At 64.1% G+C, this 18,468-nt stretch carries 33 protein-coding genes; 28 read left to right on the top strand and 5 right to left on the bottom strand.

The window, feature by feature from the left end; translation table 11 throughout:
- Positions 1-20 precede the first annotated feature (20 nt).
- The 4 genes from WFK36_RS22250 (at position 21) to WFK36_RS22265 (ending at position 5,176) form a co-directional block, all read left to right on the top strand.
- Entirely contained in the window at positions 21-1,049 is a 1,029-nt protein-coding gene (locus WFK36_RS22250; RefSeq protein ID WP_336794386.1) for a lysozyme family protein, read from the top strand.
- 18 nt (positions 1,050-1,067) lie between these two features.
- Complete coding sequence (locus tag WFK36_RS22255; protein WP_336794388.1) at positions 1,068-1,412, top strand: hypothetical protein; 345 nt, start codon at positions 1,068-1,070, stop codon at positions 1,410-1,412.
- A 41-nt stretch (positions 1,413-1,453) separates the two neighbouring features.
- Positions 1,454-4,384, top strand: a complete 2,931-nt coding sequence (locus WFK36_RS22260) for a hypothetical protein (RefSeq protein ID WP_336794389.1) — start codon at positions 1,454-1,456, stop codon at positions 4,382-4,384.
- Between the two features lie 153 nt (positions 4,385-4,537).
- The gene (locus WFK36_RS22265; RefSeq protein ID WP_336794390.1) at positions 4,538-5,176 is read left to right on the top strand and encodes a chymotrypsin family serine protease; all 639 of its coding nucleotides are present in this window, start codon (positions 4,538-4,540) and stop codon (positions 5,174-5,176) included.
- Between the two features lie 2 nt (positions 5,177-5,178).
- On the opposite strand, the gene WFK36_RS22270 is transcribed toward WFK36_RS22265, so the two are convergent.
- Positions 5,179-5,502, bottom strand: a complete 324-nt coding sequence (locus WFK36_RS22270) for a histone-like nucleoid-structuring protein Lsr2 (RefSeq protein WP_336794391.1) — start codon at positions 5,500-5,502, stop codon at positions 5,179-5,181.
- Between the two features lie 281 nt (positions 5,503-5,783).
- On the opposite strand from WFK36_RS22270, the gene WFK36_RS22805 reads away from it, so the two are divergent.
- Positions 5,784-6,260 (top strand): DUF3710 domain-containing protein, encoded by a 477-nt coding sequence (locus tag WFK36_RS22805; protein WP_419717522.1) that lies wholly within the window; start codon positions 5,784-5,786, stop codon positions 6,258-6,260.
- Between the two features lie 138 nt (positions 6,261-6,398).
- Complete coding sequence (locus WFK36_RS22275) at positions 6,399-6,758, top strand: histone-like nucleoid-structuring protein Lsr2 (protein ID WP_336794393.1); 360 nt, start codon at positions 6,399-6,401, stop codon at positions 6,756-6,758.
- A 99-nt stretch (positions 6,759-6,857) separates the two neighbouring features.
- Here the strand turns inward: WFK36_RS22275 and WFK36_RS22810 are convergent, their stop codons facing one another.
- Positions 6,858-7,619: a 3'-5' exonuclease gene (locus WFK36_RS22810; RefSeq protein WP_419717520.1), complete on the bottom strand. Its 762-nt coding sequence runs from the start codon at positions 7,617-7,619 to the stop codon at positions 6,858-6,860.
- A 294-nt stretch (positions 7,620-7,913) separates the two neighbouring features.
- Between WFK36_RS22810 and WFK36_RS22285 the strand changes: the two genes are divergently transcribed.
- The 20 genes from WFK36_RS22285 (at position 7,914) to WFK36_RS22380 (ending at position 14,834) form a co-directional block, all read left to right on the top strand.
- Positions 7,914-8,135 carry a hypothetical protein gene (locus WFK36_RS22285; protein WP_336794396.1) on the top strand — a complete coding sequence of 74 codons (222 nt, stop codon included), beginning with the start codon at positions 7,914-7,916 and terminating at the stop codon, positions 8,133-8,135.
- 67 nt (positions 8,136-8,202) lie between these two features.
- Complete coding sequence (locus WFK36_RS22290; protein WP_336794398.1) at positions 8,203-8,400, top strand: hypothetical protein; 198 nt, start codon at positions 8,203-8,205, stop codon at positions 8,398-8,400.
- A gap of 95 nt (positions 8,401-8,495) precedes the next feature.
- Positions 8,496-8,768, top strand: coding sequence for a hypothetical protein (locus WFK36_RS22295; RefSeq protein WP_336794399.1), 273 nt, complete (start codon positions 8,496-8,498; stop codon positions 8,766-8,768).
- Positions 8,761-9,012 (top strand): hypothetical protein, encoded by a 252-nt coding sequence (locus tag WFK36_RS22300; protein ID WP_336794401.1) that lies wholly within the window; start codon positions 8,761-8,763, stop codon positions 9,010-9,012. The genes WFK36_RS22295 and WFK36_RS22300 overlap by 8 nt, the downstream gene beginning before the upstream one ends.
- A gap of 14 nt (positions 9,013-9,026) precedes the next feature.
- Positions 9,027-9,311 (top strand): hypothetical protein, encoded by a 285-nt coding sequence (locus tag WFK36_RS22305; protein ID WP_336794403.1) that lies wholly within the window; start codon positions 9,027-9,029, stop codon positions 9,309-9,311.
- A gap of 123 nt (positions 9,312-9,434) precedes the next feature.
- A complete protein-coding gene (locus WFK36_RS22310; protein ID WP_336794405.1) occupies positions 9,435-9,782 on the top strand; it encodes a hypothetical protein in 348 nt (115 codons plus the stop codon).
- A 153-nt stretch (positions 9,783-9,935) separates the two neighbouring features.
- A complete protein-coding gene (locus WFK36_RS22315) occupies positions 9,936-10,331 on the top strand; it encodes a hypothetical protein (RefSeq protein WP_336794406.1) in 396 nt (131 codons plus the stop codon).
- A gap of 50 nt (positions 10,332-10,381) precedes the next feature.
- Entirely contained in the window at positions 10,382-10,747 is a 366-nt protein-coding gene (locus WFK36_RS22320) for a hypothetical protein (protein WP_336794408.1), read from the top strand.
- 17 nt (positions 10,748-10,764) lie between these two features.
- Positions 10,765-11,100, top strand: coding sequence for a hypothetical protein (locus WFK36_RS22325; RefSeq protein WP_336794409.1), 336 nt, complete (start codon positions 10,765-10,767; stop codon positions 11,098-11,100).
- An 80-nt stretch (positions 11,101-11,180) separates the two neighbouring features.
- Positions 11,181-11,456 (top strand): hypothetical protein, encoded by a 276-nt coding sequence (locus WFK36_RS22330; RefSeq protein ID WP_336794411.1) that lies wholly within the window; start codon positions 11,181-11,183, stop codon positions 11,454-11,456.
- Entirely contained in the window at positions 11,453-11,740 is a 288-nt protein-coding gene (locus WFK36_RS22335) for a hypothetical protein (RefSeq protein ID WP_336794412.1), read from the top strand. The genes WFK36_RS22330 and WFK36_RS22335 overlap by 4 nt, the downstream gene beginning before the upstream one ends.
- A 137-nt stretch (positions 11,741-11,877) precedes the next feature.
- Positions 11,878-12,096 (top strand): hypothetical protein, encoded by a 219-nt coding sequence (locus WFK36_RS22340; protein ID WP_336794414.1) that lies wholly within the window; start codon positions 11,878-11,880, stop codon positions 12,094-12,096.
- A 191-nt stretch (positions 12,097-12,287) separates the two neighbouring features.
- Positions 12,288-12,635: a hypothetical protein gene (locus WFK36_RS22345; protein WP_336794416.1), complete on the top strand. Its 348-nt coding sequence runs from the start codon at positions 12,288-12,290 to the stop codon at positions 12,633-12,635.
- Between the two features lie 53 nt (positions 12,636-12,688).
- A complete protein-coding gene (locus WFK36_RS22350; protein WP_336794417.1) occupies positions 12,689-12,952 on the top strand; it encodes a hypothetical protein in 264 nt (87 codons plus the stop codon).
- Positions 12,949-13,209 (top strand): hypothetical protein, encoded by a 261-nt coding sequence (locus tag WFK36_RS22355; protein WP_336794419.1) that lies wholly within the window; start codon positions 12,949-12,951, stop codon positions 13,207-13,209. The genes WFK36_RS22350 and WFK36_RS22355 overlap by 4 nt, the downstream gene beginning before the upstream one ends.
- Positions 13,210-13,240: 31 nt before the next feature.
- Positions 13,241-13,582, top strand: a complete 342-nt coding sequence (locus tag WFK36_RS22360; RefSeq protein ID WP_336794421.1) for a hypothetical protein — start codon at positions 13,241-13,243, stop codon at positions 13,580-13,582.
- A gap of 29 nt (positions 13,583-13,611) precedes the next feature.
- Positions 13,612-14,004 carry a hypothetical protein gene (locus WFK36_RS22365; RefSeq protein ID WP_336794423.1) on the top strand — a complete coding sequence of 131 codons (393 nt, stop codon included), beginning with the start codon at positions 13,612-13,614 and terminating at the stop codon, positions 14,002-14,004.
- Complete coding sequence (locus WFK36_RS22370; protein ID WP_336794425.1) at positions 14,004-14,327, top strand: hypothetical protein; 324 nt, start codon at positions 14,004-14,006, stop codon at positions 14,325-14,327. The genes WFK36_RS22365 and WFK36_RS22370 overlap by 1 nt, the downstream gene beginning before the upstream one ends.
- Positions 14,328-14,380: 53 nt before the next feature.
- Entirely contained in the window at positions 14,381-14,578 is a 198-nt protein-coding gene (locus WFK36_RS22375) for a hypothetical protein (RefSeq protein WP_336794427.1), read from the top strand.
- A gap of 4 nt (positions 14,579-14,582) precedes the next feature.
- Positions 14,583-14,834 carry a hypothetical protein gene (locus WFK36_RS22380; RefSeq protein WP_336794429.1) on the top strand — a complete coding sequence of 84 codons (252 nt, stop codon included), beginning with the start codon at positions 14,583-14,585 and terminating at the stop codon, positions 14,832-14,834.
- A gap of 114 nt (positions 14,835-14,948) precedes the next feature.
- Here the strand turns inward: WFK36_RS22380 and WFK36_RS22385 are convergent, their stop codons facing one another.
- Both WFK36_RS22385 and WFK36_RS22390 read right to left on the bottom strand, forming a co-directional pair.
- Positions 14,949-15,362 carry a hypothetical protein gene (locus WFK36_RS22385; RefSeq protein WP_336794431.1) on the bottom strand — a complete coding sequence of 138 codons (414 nt, stop codon included), beginning with the start codon at positions 15,360-15,362 and terminating at the stop codon, positions 14,949-14,951.
- 315 nt (positions 15,363-15,677) lie between these two features.
- Positions 15,678-16,181, bottom strand: coding sequence for a hypothetical protein (locus WFK36_RS22390; protein WP_336794432.1), 504 nt, complete (start codon positions 16,179-16,181; stop codon positions 15,678-15,680).
- A gap of 363 nt (positions 16,182-16,544) precedes the next feature.
- Between WFK36_RS22390 and WFK36_RS22395 the strand changes: the two genes are divergently transcribed.
- Together WFK36_RS22395 and WFK36_RS22400 are read left to right on the top strand one after the other, a co-directional pair.
- Complete coding sequence (locus WFK36_RS22395) at positions 16,545-16,865, top strand: hypothetical protein (RefSeq protein ID WP_336794433.1); 321 nt, start codon at positions 16,545-16,547, stop codon at positions 16,863-16,865.
- Positions 16,862-17,227 (top strand): hypothetical protein, encoded by a 366-nt coding sequence (locus tag WFK36_RS22400; RefSeq protein ID WP_336794434.1) that lies wholly within the window; start codon positions 16,862-16,864, stop codon positions 17,225-17,227. Before WFK36_RS22395 ends, WFK36_RS22400 begins: the two co-directional genes overlap by 4 nt.
- A 76-nt stretch (positions 17,228-17,303) precedes the next feature.
- Here the strand turns inward: WFK36_RS22400 and WFK36_RS22405 are convergent, their stop codons facing one another.
- Positions 17,304-17,801, bottom strand: coding sequence for a hypothetical protein (locus WFK36_RS22405; RefSeq protein WP_336794435.1), 498 nt, complete (start codon positions 17,799-17,801; stop codon positions 17,304-17,306).
- Positions 17,802-18,468: the final 667 nt, after the last annotated feature.

Consider the following 18,468-nt stretch of genomic DNA (forward strand, 5'->3'; position numbering starts at 1 on the left):
TTGCGAAGGCATAGAGCGAGATGACACCCACGAAGGTGAATGTTCCCGCTGCGACGTCGGCGTTGGACGCAGGCCGCCGCCAGGTCGACGAGCTGGGCGGTCGCGTCACCGACAAGCAGAACGCCCGCGAGCCGGGCGTCCGCAACGTTCTCGACGCGCTGGCAACGCGCACACGTCGCGAACTCGATGGTGCCGGGGTGACCCAGGACAAGACTCGCACGGGGGTCGACAAGATCGTCGCCGCTGACCGGGCAGGGGCCACCCGTGTCCAGTCGGTCCCAGGGGACCTCGCGTCGGCGCTCACCGGGCGCACAGGCTCGGGACCGACGACCGTCGCCCCGATGGTTCAGCAGATGGCGCAACAGCAGGCGATGGCCCAGCAAGCCGCTCAGATGGCCCAGATGGCCCAGCGTGCGGCCATGATGCCGATGATGGCCGCGGCGCCGATGATGCAGCAGGCGTCAACGGCACCGCAGTACCCGCAGGGCACGGTATTCCTGTCAGCGCAGCAGATGGCGCAACTGGCCGACGCGCTCGGCACCCCCGAAGGGCGTAGCAACGCGCTCTCGGCAGTCAAGCAAGCGTGGAACGGGTCGACCAAGCCAGAGCCGATCAGCGTCAACCAGGTTGCCTACGAGAAGACTCACGGCAAGCTCAGTGAAGCGCAGATCGACGCCGCCATTGAAGGCGCGATGGACAAGACCGGCATCGAGCCGGAGGCGCGGCCCAAGTGGAAAGCTGTCCTCAAATACATGTCGCACCACGAGTCAGGTGGCGACGCGAACGCAGTCAACCTCACCGACTCGAACGCGATCGGCCCGACGCAGGTCGACGGCGCGCCCGCTCAATCCTCGCGCGGCCCTATGCAGACCATCCCGACGACTTTCGCCGCCTACCACGCGGCGGGGACCTCGAACAACATCTACGACCCGGAGGCCAGCTTTGGCGCCGGAATCAACCATATGATCGCCAACCGCGGAGCCCGCAAGGACGGCGGCGGTCTCGATGAGTTCATGGCGCAGCGCGCCGGTGGATACATCGGGTACTAGGCCAGGAGAAGACTGCGAATGACCATGCAAGAGCGTGCAAACGTGATCCTGGGACGCTTCCGTGATGAGCTGCGCGAGGTCGTCGACGAGCCAGGGCCGATCATTCAGGGGTTCTGGGTCCAGGACAAGCCGATGGCGATGCTGTCGTCGTTGGAGAACCTCGGTGATGTCGACAGTGTGTCGGCGGCCTTCATGCACACCATCAACGAAGTCCTGGACTTGGCTGAGGCGAACGGGGACATCCTTGCCGAGGCCAACGACTTGAATAAAATTCTCAGCGAGATGCCGGTCGACTCAGCCGAGGATATTCAGGACCCAGATGCGGGGAATGTAGTGCCGATGTCTACGGCAGCTCGACGGTAGTATCTGCAGATAATGACGTTCAATGACGAAGGGGGCGCGCCATGGCTGTGCCGATGAATGCCAACGAAGAGTCCGCCGCCCTGATCGGTGGAGTGTGGGACTCGGCTCACGAAAGCGCCGATGCACTCCGTGCGGACGCGGCCGGTCAGACCGAGAACGCCTCGCTGGCAGCAGATGGCGTTGGCGTGGTCCGCCAAGCCGCGGCATCAGTGGACCCGGCGCTCGTCGGACTGACCGGAACCGCGTTCCAGGTCAAGTCAGCCAATCACGCGCGGACCCTGACCGGCGCCGAAGACGATCACTCGCAGGCTGCAGCCTTGATGCAGCAGATGGCTGCCGGGATCGACAGCTTCCAGACCCGTCTGAACACGATCGATACCGCTTTCCACACCCAGAAAGCCGCGATGCAGCAGGCAGGCGCGACGGCAACGGCCGCCGGAGCTGTCGCAGGTGGACCGGCGACGGCAGCTGCCGCTGCGGCAGTGACCGAACAGCAGATCACCTCACTGCGGAGCCAGGCCCAAGGGCAGGTGGCCGCTGCGCAGACGAGCTTCATGGGTGAATACAACTCGATGCTGCATCGTCTGCAGACACTCGGCGCGACAGGATCACGCCCTGCGAAGGGCACTGTCCGGACGGTCAAGACCGAAGGCACGGGCGAGGGCGAAGACGACGGCACGACCAGCGGCGAGGACAAGGGCGGCGACGATAAGGGCGGTGACGATAAGGCGGGCACCACCGGTACCGAGGGGAAGACCGGAACCGACTCCGAGACGAGCGGCCCGTCGGCGAAGTCGACCGAAGACATCAGCAACACCGGCGGCACACCCACGACCCCCGCACCGAGCGGCACCTCGCCCAGCACGACGACATCGCCGAGTTCGACGACCACGCCCAGTACAACAACGACCCCGACGACGCCCGCTCCCGCGACGCCGACTCCGGCGACCCCGACTCCGGGTACACCCACTCCGGCGACGCCGACAACGGCACTGGGGCAGAACGTTGGGTCGACCGCGCAGCAGTTCGGTACTGGTCTCCTGCAGGGTTTGGCCGGGCAGAACGCCATGATGGGCGGCAATCCCATGATGGGCGGAATGAACCCCATGATGGGTGGGATGAACCCGATGATGGGCGGAATGAACCCCATGATGGGCGGCAACCCGATGATGGGTGGAAACCCGATGATGGGGCAGCAGCCGTCGATGCCGATGATGAACGGCGCGAACACCGGCAACCTTCTGAACCAGATGGCCAACGGATTCACCGGGCAAGGACAGACCGACGGCGTGGCCAACCTGCTGGGAAAGGTGGCGGCTGGAGACCCCGACACCCTGTCCAAGATCGCCGGGGAAGGCGGGATCAACACCACCGCGGATCTTCGTCAGGCGCTCGGTCCAGCAGTTCCGTCGAGTGTCACAGACGCCATCGCCGACCGCCTCGGCCTGGGAGACAAGGCGTCTGACGCCGGAGGCTCAGCAACCGAGGGCGGCGATGTCGGACCGGCGACCGGCGGGTCGGACCCCAAGGCGCCGGACGATGGGCCGAAGGACGACGGCCCCGACGCCCCGACGCCCAAGAGCGAGTCGTCCTTCTCCTCGCCCAAGGGCGGTGACGACTCGGCACCGCAAGGCGGGGAGGAGCTTCCCGACCATGAATCGACGATTGCCTCGGCATCCTCAGACGGTGCGGTCGATCCGGTCACGCAGTTGCAGTCCGGTGCACACCAGATCATCGACGGCGCGGCGGGACTGGCGCATCAAGGCGTCAACGATGCCGTGTCTGCGGTCCAGCACGTCGCTCCAGCCGCGGTTGAAACGACCCTGACCGCAGCCCACGGAGACGCGCCGACGACGACGTCGTCGGCAGATGTAGCCACGCAGACCTCGTCGGCGGCAGGTGCGGCGACATCGCTCGCTGCAGCATCGGCGCCGATGGCTGCGGCACCGGCCGCAGTTGCGCCAGCCGCAGCGCCCATCGGGGCCGGTCCGTTCCTCGGCAGCCCGGCAGGGGTCGCTGGAACCACGGCGCCGTGGACCGCTGCTCCGCAGGTGCCCTCCTCGCCGCCGGTCACCGCTGGCCCGGGACCCTTGCACAGCCCAGTCGCGCCGCCTCCTACTACTGGCGTCGCGGGCCCGCAGTCAGCCCCCTCTGCTCCGGCGTCCCCGGCTGCCGCACCGACGAGCAGCGCAGCGCCGGTCAGTCTCGCCGACGCGTTCGCGTTCGCGTCTGCTCTGCTGCCAGGGCTGCCGTCGATGGAGATCCGCGCACAGCAGGCGCTGGCCACGATCCGGGCTCAGCAGCAGGCACGGGCGGTGTTCAGCGAGGTCGCCGTCGGCGTGTTCGTCCGCGAAGGACAAGGCCGACTGATCGCCGCGACAGGCGACGGGATCAGCTACCTGCCGCACGGCTGCGCAGCTCCCGAGAACGTCACGATGCTCTCCGAGCTTGCCGACGTCAGCTTCTACGGGCGGTGGCGTGGCCACAGTTCGGCCGTGGCGAAGCTGGCGGCCGCCAGTGCCGAGATCCCCGGCGCCGTCGGATCTCTGACGGTCGTAGTGTCCGCCACAGAAGGATCAGGGAGCGTCGGCGGAGTGCCGGTCTTCACCCAGCCTCCAGCACTGTTCGCCAAGCTCGCAGTCCACGCCGAGGACCTCGCCTCGCGGGGCCGCGGCCAGCTCGCCGACGGTGCCGCCTTGGACGAGCAGGCGGCGATGTTCCTCACCGCGCTCGGCACCGAATTGGGAGTCACCGCCGACGACCAGGCCGAGATCGTCGGGCAGCTGGAAGCTGCTCGGTGGACCCACTCGGACGGGTGGTACGGCTACCACGACGTGTGGCTGCGCTACCTCGCCTGCGAAGCGCAACTTGCCATCGCAGGAGTAGGAGACTACGGCCGCGACGACGCGGTGTACTTGCTCAACGAGATCACCTGGGCGCTGTCGGCGGAGTCGGCGGCCCAGAGCGTCTGACCCTGCCTCGCCACCACGCCTGACGCCGGGCGCATCCGGTGTTGCAGCACAGCCCCTAGCCGCGGAGCCCGTCTCCAGGCTAGGGGTTTCGTGCGTCGCGGGCGCCGCATTAGGAGCCCATTCCTTCACTATTCTCTGTGGTACTATCACTGTGTGCAGTGGATGAGAGTTGTCGGTGTGTCGGCGTCAACGATGCTGATCGTCGGCGCAGGACCGGCCAGTCATTCCGGAGCGTCCCCGCAGGCGATCGCGCCCGCGATGACGATCGACATCGGCGAGAAAGAATGCACTCTGGGTTTCTTGCTCGCCGATTCCCGAGGCAAGGCAAAAGGCCTCACCGCGCGTCACTGCGGAGACAAAGGCGCCGTCGTGCGGACCACCACGGGTGCCCCAGTCGGTGTCGTTGAGAAGGTCTCCGCCGCACCGGCGGACATCGCGATGATCTCGATCCGCGCGAAGGACCCCGTGTACGCCGCGGTGACAGGCGAGGGCGATGTCACCGGCATTATCAGCGCTGACACGCTCAGGGCTACCCGGCCAGTGGTGTGCAAGAAGGGGTCCACAACGGAGCTGACCTGCGGACCTCTGGTCGAGGTCGCTGACGGCTACTTCACGTTCATCGGCGAAGCGGACCACGGAGACTCGGGGGCGCCGGTGTACGCCAGAACGACGGACGGCTCGCTCATGGCCGCCGGAATCCTGGAAGGGACGCAGACCGGCCACTCGGATCGCATCATGGTCACCTCACTGGCTCCGTACGTCGCAAAATGGCGACTGTCGATCGCGGAGTAGATTCAGTGCGCTTCGTAGTACTTGGCCACCAGGTCCTGGCTGACGCGGCCTCGATCGGAGACGGTCAGCCCCTGGGCGCGACCCCAGGCTCGAATCTCGGCGTCGCTGGCGGCATTGGCCGCGGTCAGGGTGTGTCCACGCGGAGGGCTGGGCAGCTTCTCGGCTACCTTCACAAATGGTGCGAGCGCCTTATGCAAGGCGTCGCGGTTCGCATCAGTCACATCGAGCCGGTACCAGCGGCTATCGACCGAGAAGATCACTCGATGATCGGCATCCAACGAGTTGTCAAAATCGTCAACGCGCTGCCGGATTATCTTGTCAGCCATCGCCCTGTTCATCTCCCCATCTGCGTGCGCGGTCATATCCGGCCATATCCGACGGAAATCCCGGCGAAACATTGCCAGGGACTGATCGTAGCGCCTAGCGGCCACGCACGCGGATACTCGCAGGTGAATCGGTGAGTACAGGTCGCCACGCGCTCCCGGAAGACCACAATGCGCTGGGGGCACGGATGAGGCCACAGACGCGCCGTCGAATGGGTCCAGGCCCCCGTGCAATCACCACACCGGAAGCCCGTGAGCACGCGCTGAACACCCCGACCCAGACGATGCTGGATTTCGGATCGATAATTCTCCCTGAAGCCGCGCTTGACGGCTATGACCTATCGCTGGTCAGTCACGCAGACTCCGTCCTAGACACTCTGCTCGTCCAATCAGACTCCGGCAGACGGGCTTTCACGGTGTACGCGACCCCGCGATCGGGAGGGTGGGACCCAGGCCTAGACGAAGCAAACCAGCGTCAGGCGATCGCTGCGGGCGCCCGACACATGCTCGCCCGACGCGGTCCGTACGGGCGGGAACTGATGGCGACATTGAGCGATGGCAGTCACGTCACATACACCAGTGTCCTCGGCGACCGCTGGACGATGAGAGTCGTCACCCGCAGTGCTGCCGAACGGGAATTCATCGAGACTCAACGGACTCGCCACCTCATCTCGCAAATGATTCTCGACCGCGGCGGCCACGCGTGGCCACCGGGAACCCCACTGCCGATATCCGTTCCCGAAGGCTGGGATGAAAGCTAAGACCGGATAATGGTGAAAATGGCATCGACTAGCATGCATTCGGAACAAAGAATGTATAGTCCCAAAGAAGTCGCGAGAAGTGGCGGATGAACCGACACCGATCGCACGCAATCAGGTCCTGGGATAAGGGAGAAGACTATGGCACGCAAAAAAGTTGTCGAGATCTACGACGACCTTGATGGACAGATCATCGAGAAGGGCGACGCGCGCGTTGCGCGATTCGCCTTCGAAGGCGCACAGTACGAACTGGACACGAGCGTGGCGAACTACGAGTCCCTTCGGGATCGGACCCTCGGAGAGCTTCTCGACGCCGCTCGCAAGGTCTCGTCGCAGGCCTCATCCCGCCGCGGCGGGACTGGCGAACAAATAACGGCCCTGTCGGCCACCGGTGCCAGCACCCGTGAGGTGCGCGAATGGGCACAGGAGAACGGCCACGTCCTCTCTGACCGCGGCCGTATTCCGCGGGAGATCCTCGCGGCGTACGTCGCCGCACACTAGCGCCCGGCGAAATCAAGCCGCAGACGACACCGCGCCCGTCCCCGGGGTGCGGTGTCGTCTGCGCTGCGCGGCACAAGTCGCGACCAGCGGACTGCTCGGCTACGCCGCCCTGGCGGCGGACATCAGAACCTCGCGAGCGCTGTGGCAGTCGCCGAGGGCACGATGGCCACCGTCGAGGCGCCGACGCCGATCGCTCCCTTCCCGCCTGCGCCGAAGCTCGGCAAGGCACTGCCAACGCGCCGCCGGAGCGATAAGGCCAGCTCGGGTGAATTCGCGATCGAGGACGGCCCGATCGAACTGAGCGTTGTAGGCCAGAACTGTGCGGCCGCTGATGGCTGCACGAACCTCTGCAGCGATCTGAGGCCATGTCGGGGCACCAGAAAGCTCGACAGGAGCAATGCCGTGCACAGCCGCGGCCTCGGGCGAGATCTCGGCCCTGGGATCAACCAGAGTGTCGAGGATCGTCAGGCCCGTCCGGGCACTGATGATCGCGATCTCGACACAGAAACCATCCAGATCCGTCGTTTCGGTATCGAGAATCACCGCATCGGTCCGCAAAAGTCGAGCCGACTGGCATCGAGCAAGTTCAGCCTCAGCGTTCCGACGTACGCCGTCAAGAGAATGCAACCTCATGGCGATAGTCCAACACAGGGCTACGACATTTTCAGTCGCCAGAAGCGGAACATCACTGTGCGCATGAAGATCACCATCCGGCCGTCCAATAGATGCGTGGTCGAGAAGGGGTAGCGGCGCCGCAATCGTTGGCTTCGCACTGCCTGTCCGACAGTGCTCGACGAGCCGCACGACTCCGTGCCCTACGACGGGAGGGACAGACCGCGCCGCAGCTGACCGGCGCCGCATGCACCAGGGTGCGACAGTCGACCCGCGCAACGGTCTGCCCAGGAGGAGGCGGTGTCGAGGGGCGATAGGCCCGGATGAATTCCCGGCCGGTCCGAGGCCCTGGACCCTGGTTGCGGTCGGTACATCCAGACCCTACCCAGCCGTGGTTTCAGTCTGATATTCTCACCGAAGAATAGAGGCCGAATGAGGGGGAATCATCGGCCTGAAACTTCATGACCGGGGGGTCAAACCGATGAGAAACTCTGCCCTTGAACCAGGTAGGAGTCTGCGGGTGTCACGCGAGGAACACCAGCGATGATCCAGGCGACCGTCATCGACGCTGCTGATGAGCAGAGCCTGCCACTGTTCGAGACAGGACCGCACACCTGTGTCGAAGACGCACTGAACGCCATACGCGCGCACATCCGACAGAGTCCGGTGCCGACAGATGAGCTTGCCGCATCATCCGGCGGATACGAGATCCATTCCGCTGACGGAGCCGTCGTCGCTCGGGTACTGATCGACGACCTCACGTAGAGGCAGCACCAACATCACCTCGACGGCGAAATCCGCCACCGAGAAAACAACTACAAGGGGGGGAAACGTGGGAACACGAGTCGACTACGAGTTGGAACACGTCGCCGATGACGACGGAGCGTACAGCCACAGCGAGATGGTCACCTATCTCGACGGCGTGGAGACAGCGCGAGCTGAAGTGACTGAAGCATCAACAATCGATCTGCCCGGCGCACTCTACCAAGAATGGGCCAAGAAACAGCCCACACCCGACTCCGCAGGCTAAGGAGCGGAAGGGCATGATGCTCATCCCGCTCCTCACCGTAGCCACGGGCGTCCCGGCGACCATCGACACAACGTACCGACAAGGACTACCGATCAATGCCGTTCTCCACCATCACTGAGATCCGGAATGCAAACAAGGCCGCAGGCGGAGCCTGGTTCGACCAGCCCTGCAGAGCCGAGACAGCCATCATCGATGGCCACTACTGGGTGGAATCCCGCGCCAAAGCCCACCACGAAGGAGACGGACGCTGGTATGCCGCAGTCCACGTCACCGACGACGGCCGAGTGAAGTATCTCGACCATGACCAGACTCGGTTAGATTCCGTCGATGCAGCTCGGCAAACGATCGAGGAGCATCGCAATGGCTAGTATGCCGGTCCCCGACACGATCAAGAACACCTACGGGCAAGGCCTCACCGACGGCAAGTGGTACCAGCTGATCGGACGCTATCCGCGAACAGTCAACCACGCCAAATGGGTGCAATCAGAGCGGACGTTCGTCTACGAGGGCGCCAACGAAACGAAGTCGATCCCGATAGAGGAGGTCGACGAGATCCTCGCAGAAGTAGATCCACTGGCACTAGACCCGGGCATCACTAGAGGCCTGATCTAAGAACAACGAAGGTAATGATGACATCAGAAGCACACACAGCACACGTCGACGCCGCGAACACGCTCGCGGCCGCCGCCAACGTGGCACCCGAAGAACACACCACGGAGTGGTCGGAGAAGGACAACGAAGGTCGTTCGATCCTCCAGAACGGTGAGCGCACTGTCTACCTGGAAACAGGATTCGACGGAGCCCACCTGATCTACACCCGCGATGATCCACACCGATTCGGAAAAACCCACCTCGACCACGACGGCGCCGTGAAGTACCTACGCGGAGACACACCACTACAAGAACTCTGACCCCCAACGAGGGTGAGGAAGCCGTAGGAAAGTCGACTTCCACGTTGGTAGCTGCCGGTGAGTGCGGCGACACAGCGCACCGCGTTGAACCCGTAGCGACCCATACATCGAAAGAGAACGCTCATGACTGAGGACTACGCTGCGATCCTGACCAGCGAATACAGCGACGTGATCACAGCTCTCACTGGCGCTGGCTTTGAGGGCCGCCCGACGACAACCGGCGGAAACTGTGCAGCCCTGGAGGTCGCCCTGAGCACTCCTCGTCATTGGCTCCTGATCACCGATGAGCTTGCGCCGCTGGCATGGAGTCGCCTCGATCACCAAGGGTGGTCGGTCAGCCGGTGCACCGATCAGGGCCGCATCAACAGTGCCATGGAAACTGACGACGACGCGATCCTCAGCACCGCCGACGGAACTCCAGAGGGCCTCCTGAAGCTCGTCCAGGAGGCAGCATCGTGGCCCCGCCGATGACGACCGACCACAGCCAGGACACGGACGCCGAGTGCGGCTGCCAGCTCGACGGCGGGCCTCCCTGCGCGGTATGCGGCTAAGGAGCTTCCTCCAGAGCCAGCGTCGCATCGGATCGCCTCTTACCCGCCTGACACCGAAAGAGAATCGCAGCAGATGAGTTCACCAACGACAGACCAGTTCATCGAAGCCGCCCGCCTTGCCGTCAACGACCGCGACCCCGACAACGCTGTCACCGGTGGGTTCATCGATCACATCGAGAGCATCATCAACGGTGGTGCCGGTCGCCCGTTCCGCACGCTCGACGACGTCGGCGACCTGCTCGGCACCCTCCGCGACGGAATAGCCGTGATCGACGACTGTCGTGCGGCGAACGTCGACGTCGAGGACCCTCTCACCGAGGCAGTGGGCCCCTACTTGGCTGAACCCCTCGACAACCTCTACGCCAGCCTCCGCGGGATGGCGAGCGCAGGAAGCGACGCCCGCACCGTGGTCAACAAGCTCATCGACGATCTACTCGGCTACATCGAGCGGTCCCATTACGGCAGATGAAGCAGGACTCCGCTCAACCGACCACAACGACGTGAAAGGCGATACGCCCCATGCCCACCATCACACTCGACGACGACCTCGCAGGGGTCTTCCTCGACGGCTACGACGACGATCTCATCGGCTCAGTCCTGCAGGAAATAAACTCTGGTGCCGACGTGGAGTTGATCTGTGTGTGGGAGTACGTCGATGACTGCGGCTACGGCGGTGACTCCTGTCTCCACATTGTCAAAGACGGCGTCCCGCACCAGATCGCGGAAGCGCTCCACTTGTTCCTATTCGAGGCCCCCGGCGACGCCGCGAGAGCAGGCCACGGCCAACCGGACAGCTGGTACGGACCAGCAGCGCCAGAGATCAATTTGGCGGCTACGACAGCTTGCGACGGACGGGGAAACTACGCCGTCCACGCGCGGTACTAGAGGGCAGGAACTTCACCATGACAGCTCGCTACGCACTCTCCGAGGACTACGTCGACGACGGCGATCTGATGCTCGTGGCGCACGGAGACCTCGACGGCTACGCAGTGGTCACCGAGAAGGCGTTGTCCGACTTCGTCGCAGTCTGGGCAGACAACGACCGCAACGGCACGTGGGGCGAGGTATTCGCGTGCGTCGAGGGGCCCACGCCCGAGGCGACGACGCTGTGCATGACCAAGTCAGACTGCGAAGACCCAGACGACTGGGAGTACTTCCCGAGGGTCCCCGACAAGTACCGATCGCACGGCCAGGAACTGTTCTGGCTACACGGGTGGCAGTTGATTCGAGTCGACTGACAGCCAGACCCATTGCACGCAAGACCAGAGCAAGACGCGCATCGAGCGCAGAGACGTCAACCGGCGATAGAAGAGAACCCATGAAACTACCCACGTCGACCATTGATCCATCGGACGCATCCAATAACGTATGGAAGTATGTCGTTGCTCTGAAGAATGACGACGATGTGGAAGGTCAAACGGAAGCTCCAGAGGGCATCGAGAAATACCTCGGCGCACGAGCGCATGTGACGGGTAAATGGAACATCAGAGACGTGTACGGGGCCCCTGTCGGCTGGGGATACGCCGATAGTGAAATCATAATCCTGGAAGAACTGCCTTCGAACAGGCAAACCGACATGGAGGCAGATAAGTGACAATGGAAGAGCTTCGGGCGGCCACCGTAGAAATCGTCCTAAAGACCGTGGAACCAGACCTGGTCGAGGATTACAGGAAGCACTTCACCGAAGAGATGTACATCTCCGAAGGGGGCCTTATCTGGAGCAATCACGGTGCGACAGGAATCGCCATTCGGTTCTGGAACTTCAACGGTCGAGGACATGCCACAGTCATGGGCGAGGCGAATCCTGCAACCGGGACTATTGACGGGGGTCTCACCCCTGAGTTCATCGCAGAGTTCTCCGCAGAAAACATGGTGTAGTCGTCGATTCCAACGACAACGCGTACTACGACAGCACCGACAAGCTCGCGCTGCGACGGAGGTATCGGATACGCCATCGGCGACTAGCCGATCCACCCATACGAACCCAGATCACCATCTACCAACAGGAGACACAAATGGCCACCATCACCGACATCCAAGAGCACCCCGTGATGAAGGAAGTCCTCAACGACAGCTTCGGCGGCGTCATGTACAACGTCGCCAACCGCGGCAAGTACGACGCTACAGACCTCCTCGAACAGTGGGACACCCTCAGCCAGGGCGAACAGGATGCCGCCGGAGGAATCCTCCGGGGCGCAATCGGGTTCCTCCGCGACATCTCGCCCCGTCGATAGGCCGCGAGCGCTCCCAGGGGCTCTCGCATTCTGCTACCGCTCCTCGACGGGCGAGCTGGCATCGGCCCCACGCCCGAGGCAACGACGCTGTGCATGACCAAGGCAGAGGGTCCCCGACCGACTGATAGCCAGACTCATTGCACGCAAGACCAGAGCAAGACGCGCATCGAGCGCAGAGAGGCGACAGCCCAATGACCGCATTCAACAAGGCGCACGGAGACACCGCCGCCGTCCGGATGAATCTGACAAGCAACGAGCCGCTATACCGCGAGTACATGAAACGCGTCGGCGTCGCGACCTGGGACGAGGACGACCACGAGTGGACCGGCGTCGAGACCGCTGCTCAGCAGCTGAAGCAGTACGTTCAGGAGATCCAGACCCTCGGGCGAGCCACAGACCCACGCGGCGACCTCGGAGAAATCAGCGACGCCGCACTGGACGAGGTCGACTGGTACACGCTCATCGTCGATGAGCTGGTGCAGCGCAACCTCGACGACGGCCGCGACGAATCGGCGGGACTACCCGCCGACGGCAAATGATGCCGCAGTTCGCGAACGAACCCGAGCAGGCCAAACGAGAAGAGGATTGACCCATGACTGCCAGCTACGAAGCGGTGATCACCGAGATGGTCGCGCTGTACATCAGCAACGAAGGTGGCGACGACAATGGCCGCCGTATCGCCTACCGCGCCTCAGACCTAGCCAAGGCGGGAGACCTCGACGGCCTGAAGACCTACGTCACCGGCATCGTCCGGACCCACCCCGACGCCCGCGATGTCCGCTCAGAGCTGGCATCGGCGGACTACGACCGGATCAACTGGGAAGCGGTCGCCGCACAGATCCAGCTCGAAGAATGACCGCCAGAATCGACACCGAGGCCGCCTACTGGGAGGCCAAGGACCGCGTGTGGGCGGCGCTGGCAGGAACCGACCGAGACAACCGGATGAGCGCCGTCGACGTCCTAGCCGCCACCGGCGAACTCCCCCTCACGCTGAACGCGGGCACCGTGGCGCCGTACGAACTCGATGACCTCGTCGCCCGTGGAGCCGAGATCGCCGGAGACAGCATCGACGGCTACTACCGGCGCAAGGTCCGCGACAATGGTCGCAGCTGACCTTCACCACATCCTCAGATAGGACCGACACATGAGCACACCCATCGACATTGCCGCAGTTCGCAAGGCCGTAGACATCGCGAACCTGAAACTCGACGAGCCTCGCGATGAGGAACTGCAGGCCGCGGTCAACGCGCACTTTCCCGTCGCGTTCGACGCATGGGCCGCCGGGACGACGGTAGATCCGTACGACGGGCTCCGCGAGGACGGCAAGGACGACGTCGACAGCATCGCTGTCCCGCCACAGGTCACCGTCGATCAGACGCGAGCACACGACATCGTGTCGGCAGTAGCGCATACGATCCGCGAAGCAATCGAATCCGTCCACAACGTGGACCCCTGCTCGTCCGCGAGCGACCTCGTCCTGGCCTGACCACCCCCAACACGAAAAGAGAGCACGCCATGTCGATCTTCTTCAACAGCAGTGACACTGCGATTGAGCGATGGGAGTCCGGCGGCAAGGAGTGGGCGATCGGTGTCGACCCCGAGCCGAGCTGCCCGGCCGGGGATTTCTACAGCTGCCGGAACGCGGCCCGTCGAAAGGGGGATTCGTGGAGTGGCGACCAGTCAGTCCTTTCCGATCCGAACGTTGTGATCGCGGAGTACGAGTACAACGGGTCCCGGTTCGAAGGCGCAGCAACATCTCGGCAGGAAGCCGAGAATATCGCCAAGCTGTACGCGCAGTGGGCCGAAGGCGACGTGTACGCAATCGAGAGAGGGTCCGAGTCGGTCGGCGGCCACTTCACCAGCGATGGGCTGCCCCCGTCGCGGGCCGAAGCTGAGGCCGCGTTCTGATGCGCACAGTTGGGTGTGACGCGGACGGATACCAGTGGGAGGTCGAAGTCACCGGCCGTTTCGAGCGGCAGGACGGGAATATCGACTACGACAACGTCGGAGGACTCGGCCCCTTCGCCAGCGCCGACGAAGCACGGTCCGCCGCGCAAGAGATCCTGTACAAGACCGTCGGGCAGTTCCGTGCCCACGCATTGGCCGACCCGTACGGTGAAGCATCGGGATTTCCTGACGCGGGGATCGTTGAAGGGGTGTCGATACACCGGTTCAACGCCGACGGAATCGACTGGAACTCAGCGGCGGCCGTGTCTCTGACAACGCGATGATGCTGCGTTGCACACAGGAGCTAGCCCGAGAACGAAAGTGAGATCATCGAATGATGGGTGACGACAAGGTCGATCTGACCGAACAGGTGAAGAAACTGGGGCTGGAGGATCGCCCGTACCAGTGGGGCGGCGAACCGACCTTCGAGACCATCCACGAAGGCATCGTGGCCCACCAGGACTACCTGGAGAAGCGCGCGGCCGAAGACCCATTCGGCACCATCGAGGCGACCTCGCGCGCCTGGAAAGACTGACCTGATGGGCAAGGTCGAACCCCTGCTGGAGAACATGTGGACTCCACGGCGCGGGGGTGGGTTCGTGCTCGACGACACGTCTGAGACCGATTCGGGGGAGCTGCTGTATGCGTGGGTCGAACCGTCGGAGGGGCAGTGGACCTGGACAGCCGGAAGCGAAGACGAGTGGAACATACCGCTGAGATCCACCTCAGGTACGGCGCCGACCGCGGACCTCGCCAAGGCCGCTGCGATTGCGTGGCTGCGCGATCCATGAGAACGCGACCACGCAGGCGGCGAATCGTCCAGATCCGCAATAGAGGGCCCCGACCGCAACCAGCGCTCGGGGCCCTCTGCTACTCCCGAGGGAAGTGGAGCGGGGCAGGGGCGATCAGGCGGCGCCGACGACCTGCCACTGCTGCTGTTCGGCGGCAGCGCTGGGCTTGCCGTTCCACAGGTGGGTGGCGAAGTCCGCGTCTTTGAGCTTGACCTGACCGGTGACGTCGGTGTCGGTGTAGCTCGTCGAGTGCGCGACGTACAGGGCGAAGATCGAGTCGCTCAGTGGTGAGGCCTTATAGGCCTTGGCGATCTGTGTTGCCAGTGGCCGCAGGGCGTTGGCGTCGCCGATGCCCGAGCCGCACAGGTCGATCGCGATCGCGAACTTATCCTTGACGTCACTGTCGGTGCTCAGTCGGCCAGTGATCAGTGATGTGCCTTTGGGCAGAGGGACCGATGCGGCGACCTCCTGGGCCTGGCTGGCGTCGTCAGCGGTGACACCCCGGGCGCCACCCCCGCTGAACGGCACGAGTTGACGGCACTGAGAGGCGGTCGGCGTGGAGTCCGCCGCGGTGTCGGTGTTAGAGCTGCTGCATCCAGCTACAGCGGTGAGCGCGATACACAGCAGCGCCAGGGTAGTTCCAGTACGCACGTTCAACGTCGATGTTCCTTCACGTCTTGGGTAGAGCTGACGAGGAATACTATCCAGTGCTTGGAGTAGAGATCCGAATTCGGAGATGTGGGCTTCTTGGGGTGTAGTCCAAGGGGATGATTCACCCCCTAAGTCCATTGATTCTCGGCCTCACCCTCGGCCGCGGGCTTCAGGTGGCAGGGCGGCCGATGCCTAGCGAAGATGGAGTGTCCGGCAGGCGATGGTGCCGCGGAAGGCGATAGTCGATATCTGGGCGATCGTGTCGTCGTCGGCAGGGGTCGTCAGTGGCGTGGCTACTCCGGCGGCGGAGAATGTGACGGTTCGGTGATCGTCGCTGATCGTGAACAGTGTGGGCTCGTCGCCGGTCAGATCGCCTCCGCTGCTCGCTTCCCAGCGGGTGCCGTCCTGGTCGACGAACGTGATCGCAACGTTCGGTTGTCGGGAGGCTTCGGACCAGGTGAAGCTCACTGCGGCGTATCCCGGGACGCCGCCAGCCGCGTAGTACTCCCACCCGACTGGGGTGCGGTCGTTGGGGTCGTAGCCGTACCGCGCCCCGCAGCTGAGTTTCGAGGAGCGGATGCTGCCGGTCCACCGTCCAGTGACCTCGATGTCGGCGCTGGGGGTGCGGGTCGGCGACGACGTGGGAAGGGCCGGTGGGCGGGCCGTGGGAGCGGCCTGGCGGCGGTAGGTCAGCACCGGCGGGCCTTGTGGCGGCTGCACGGTCGGGCGGGACGTTGGCGGTGCTGGTGTGGAGCTTGGCGTTGGCCGTGCTGGCGATGTCGGGCTCGCGGATTGCTCGACGGCGTGTGTGGTCGGCTCCGCCGCCGGGCCCTCGCTTGTCCCACAGCTCGACAGCGCAGCGATACCGATCGCAGCTAGTAGTCCTGCCCCGATCAGGTGCGTCCGGCTCTTGGTCACGACTGCCTGCTTCCATTATGGGTGTCGGGGCTGGATCATATCCCGGGCCGTGCTGCCTGTGGCTGCTGATACTATCACTGGCACTCTGCTTGCGAACTGTTTGAGCATGCGATCAATACGCGGGGGAAGGGCGTCTAAAGAGTGGGCGACTATACGGTGTTCGTGGTGTCGTCGGCCCCGGCCGACAGCGGTGAAGGAGGCGTCGGGGCGTGGGACTGGTTCAGTGACCGCGCACCAGCTGAGCAGCGGTACCGGCAGTGGTGTCAGATTGAGAAGGAGACCGGGAATCGGTCAACAGTTCGGCTGGTAGAACTGGCCGTGGCGGTTGATCCTGCGAGGCTGCGCCGCGAAGTCGACGCCGAACTGGAAGTGCGGACCGATGAATTCGAGATGACCGCACCGGCGATCGCACAACAGGTCCCGGACGGGGCGACCTACCGGCCGGTGGGAGCAACCCCGTGACGGCTTCACCAGACGATCTCGACGCCTACACAGACCTCTACGGGCAGTCGCTGGCCGAGGGGTGCCGGGTGCGGTCGTTCGACTTCAGCCAGGTGATCAATGGACAGCCCGTGGGAATGGACCTGCACGGCGATCGGGCCTGCTACGTCGAGGGCTTCCTCGACAAGATCGATGGAGGCGTCCACGAAGGGTGCAGCCGCTATCGGATCTCCGTCGACACTGTCGTTGTGGGTGGACAGCTACGTCCGGTCCGCGGCGATCAGAAGGTGATCTACCCGCCGCACAACGGCACTCGCACGATGTTCGGGGCACGAACGATCGGCGTGGTCGCTGTCCAACCAGGCGGTAGGACTTCTGAGTAGAGGGCGTCGGACGCCGTCCAGATGGGGACCCTTCATCAGCGAGTAACGGGGCGCTTCCATGGCGGGTGGGGCGGTTCTATTTTGGGGCTTGCGCGGGTGCTGAGGATGGTCGGTCGTCGCACGAGGACCGGTGATCGGGCGAATCGAACCACCAGGAGAAGTTGCCGGGCTCGACGTACGTCGTCGGCGCGATGCCGTTGGTGTCGGCGAACTCGGCGTCGGGGAGGTACCCGGAGGTGTCCCAGTCACGGGTGAACCTGATCGTGTCGCCTGGCTGTACCGATTGAGCGTCGTTGTCAGCTGACGAGCTGTACGGCTTGGGGACGACCGAGGCGTACGCGCCAGCGCCTTTGATGTACCTGGAGGAGTCGGCGCCGCCGTCGGAGCTGATCCACTTGTTGTCGATCCATGCTTCGCGAATCCAGATCTTCTCCGGCGAGACGTTCTTGAATTCGATCTCCACGTGGGGCAAGACGAAGACCACGGCTTGCGGCGGGAACTCCCAGCGGTAGCTGCGGATCTCGGAGGCGGTCGCCCGGCGCCAGTCCGCGGTGACCTGGAGAGTCGGTGGCACGCACTCGGAGGCGTCCGGGGTGGGCTCGTGGATGGGAGCCGTAGTGCTCGTTGAGGTGAGTGCTGCTGGAAGGTCGCAGGCACTGATGAGTGCTGCCGCCGCGATCACAGAAGCCGCACACATGAAGCCACATATGAGGCGCGGTGATCGCCGATGGGAGGTCAGGGGCATTGGTGCGCGTCTACTTTCTGGGAGAGATACAGAACAGTAGCGTGCTGCAGACTCGCGTTGGGGCGTGATCACGCGAGGATGGGTAGGGCCGAAAGCATAGGGAGGCGACACACAAATGACACGTACCTTATTCGTTTATACCACATTACCGTGCCGGGTGGGGTTACTTGGGTGGGACCGTGGTTGGTTCCGTGGTAGGGAACGTGGAGGGTTCCGTGGTTTGGTTGGGTGTCCGCGGAGCGGGCGCAGGGGTTTGGCGCGGAGCGTCGAACCTCGGCTGTGGTGACGGGATCGCCTGGTGGGGAACGGGTTTCGCTGTTCAGAGGGTCGCGCAGCGACCTGTTCGACCCCTCGTGAAGTCCGGCAGGGCACTGCCCGCGCAGCGGGCTTCTGACGGGCGCGAAGCGCCCGTCTGGGAAAGGGCGCGCAGCGCCCTAGCCCCGCGGCGTGCCGCCGTCCTCAGTCCTGGACGCAACAGCAGTAGTGGTGTGGTGCC

This window comes from Gordonia malaquae (assembly GCF_037148075.1).
GTDB classification, from domain to species: Bacteria; Actinomycetota; Actinomycetes; order Mycobacteriales; family Mycobacteriaceae; genus Gordonia; species Gordonia malaquae.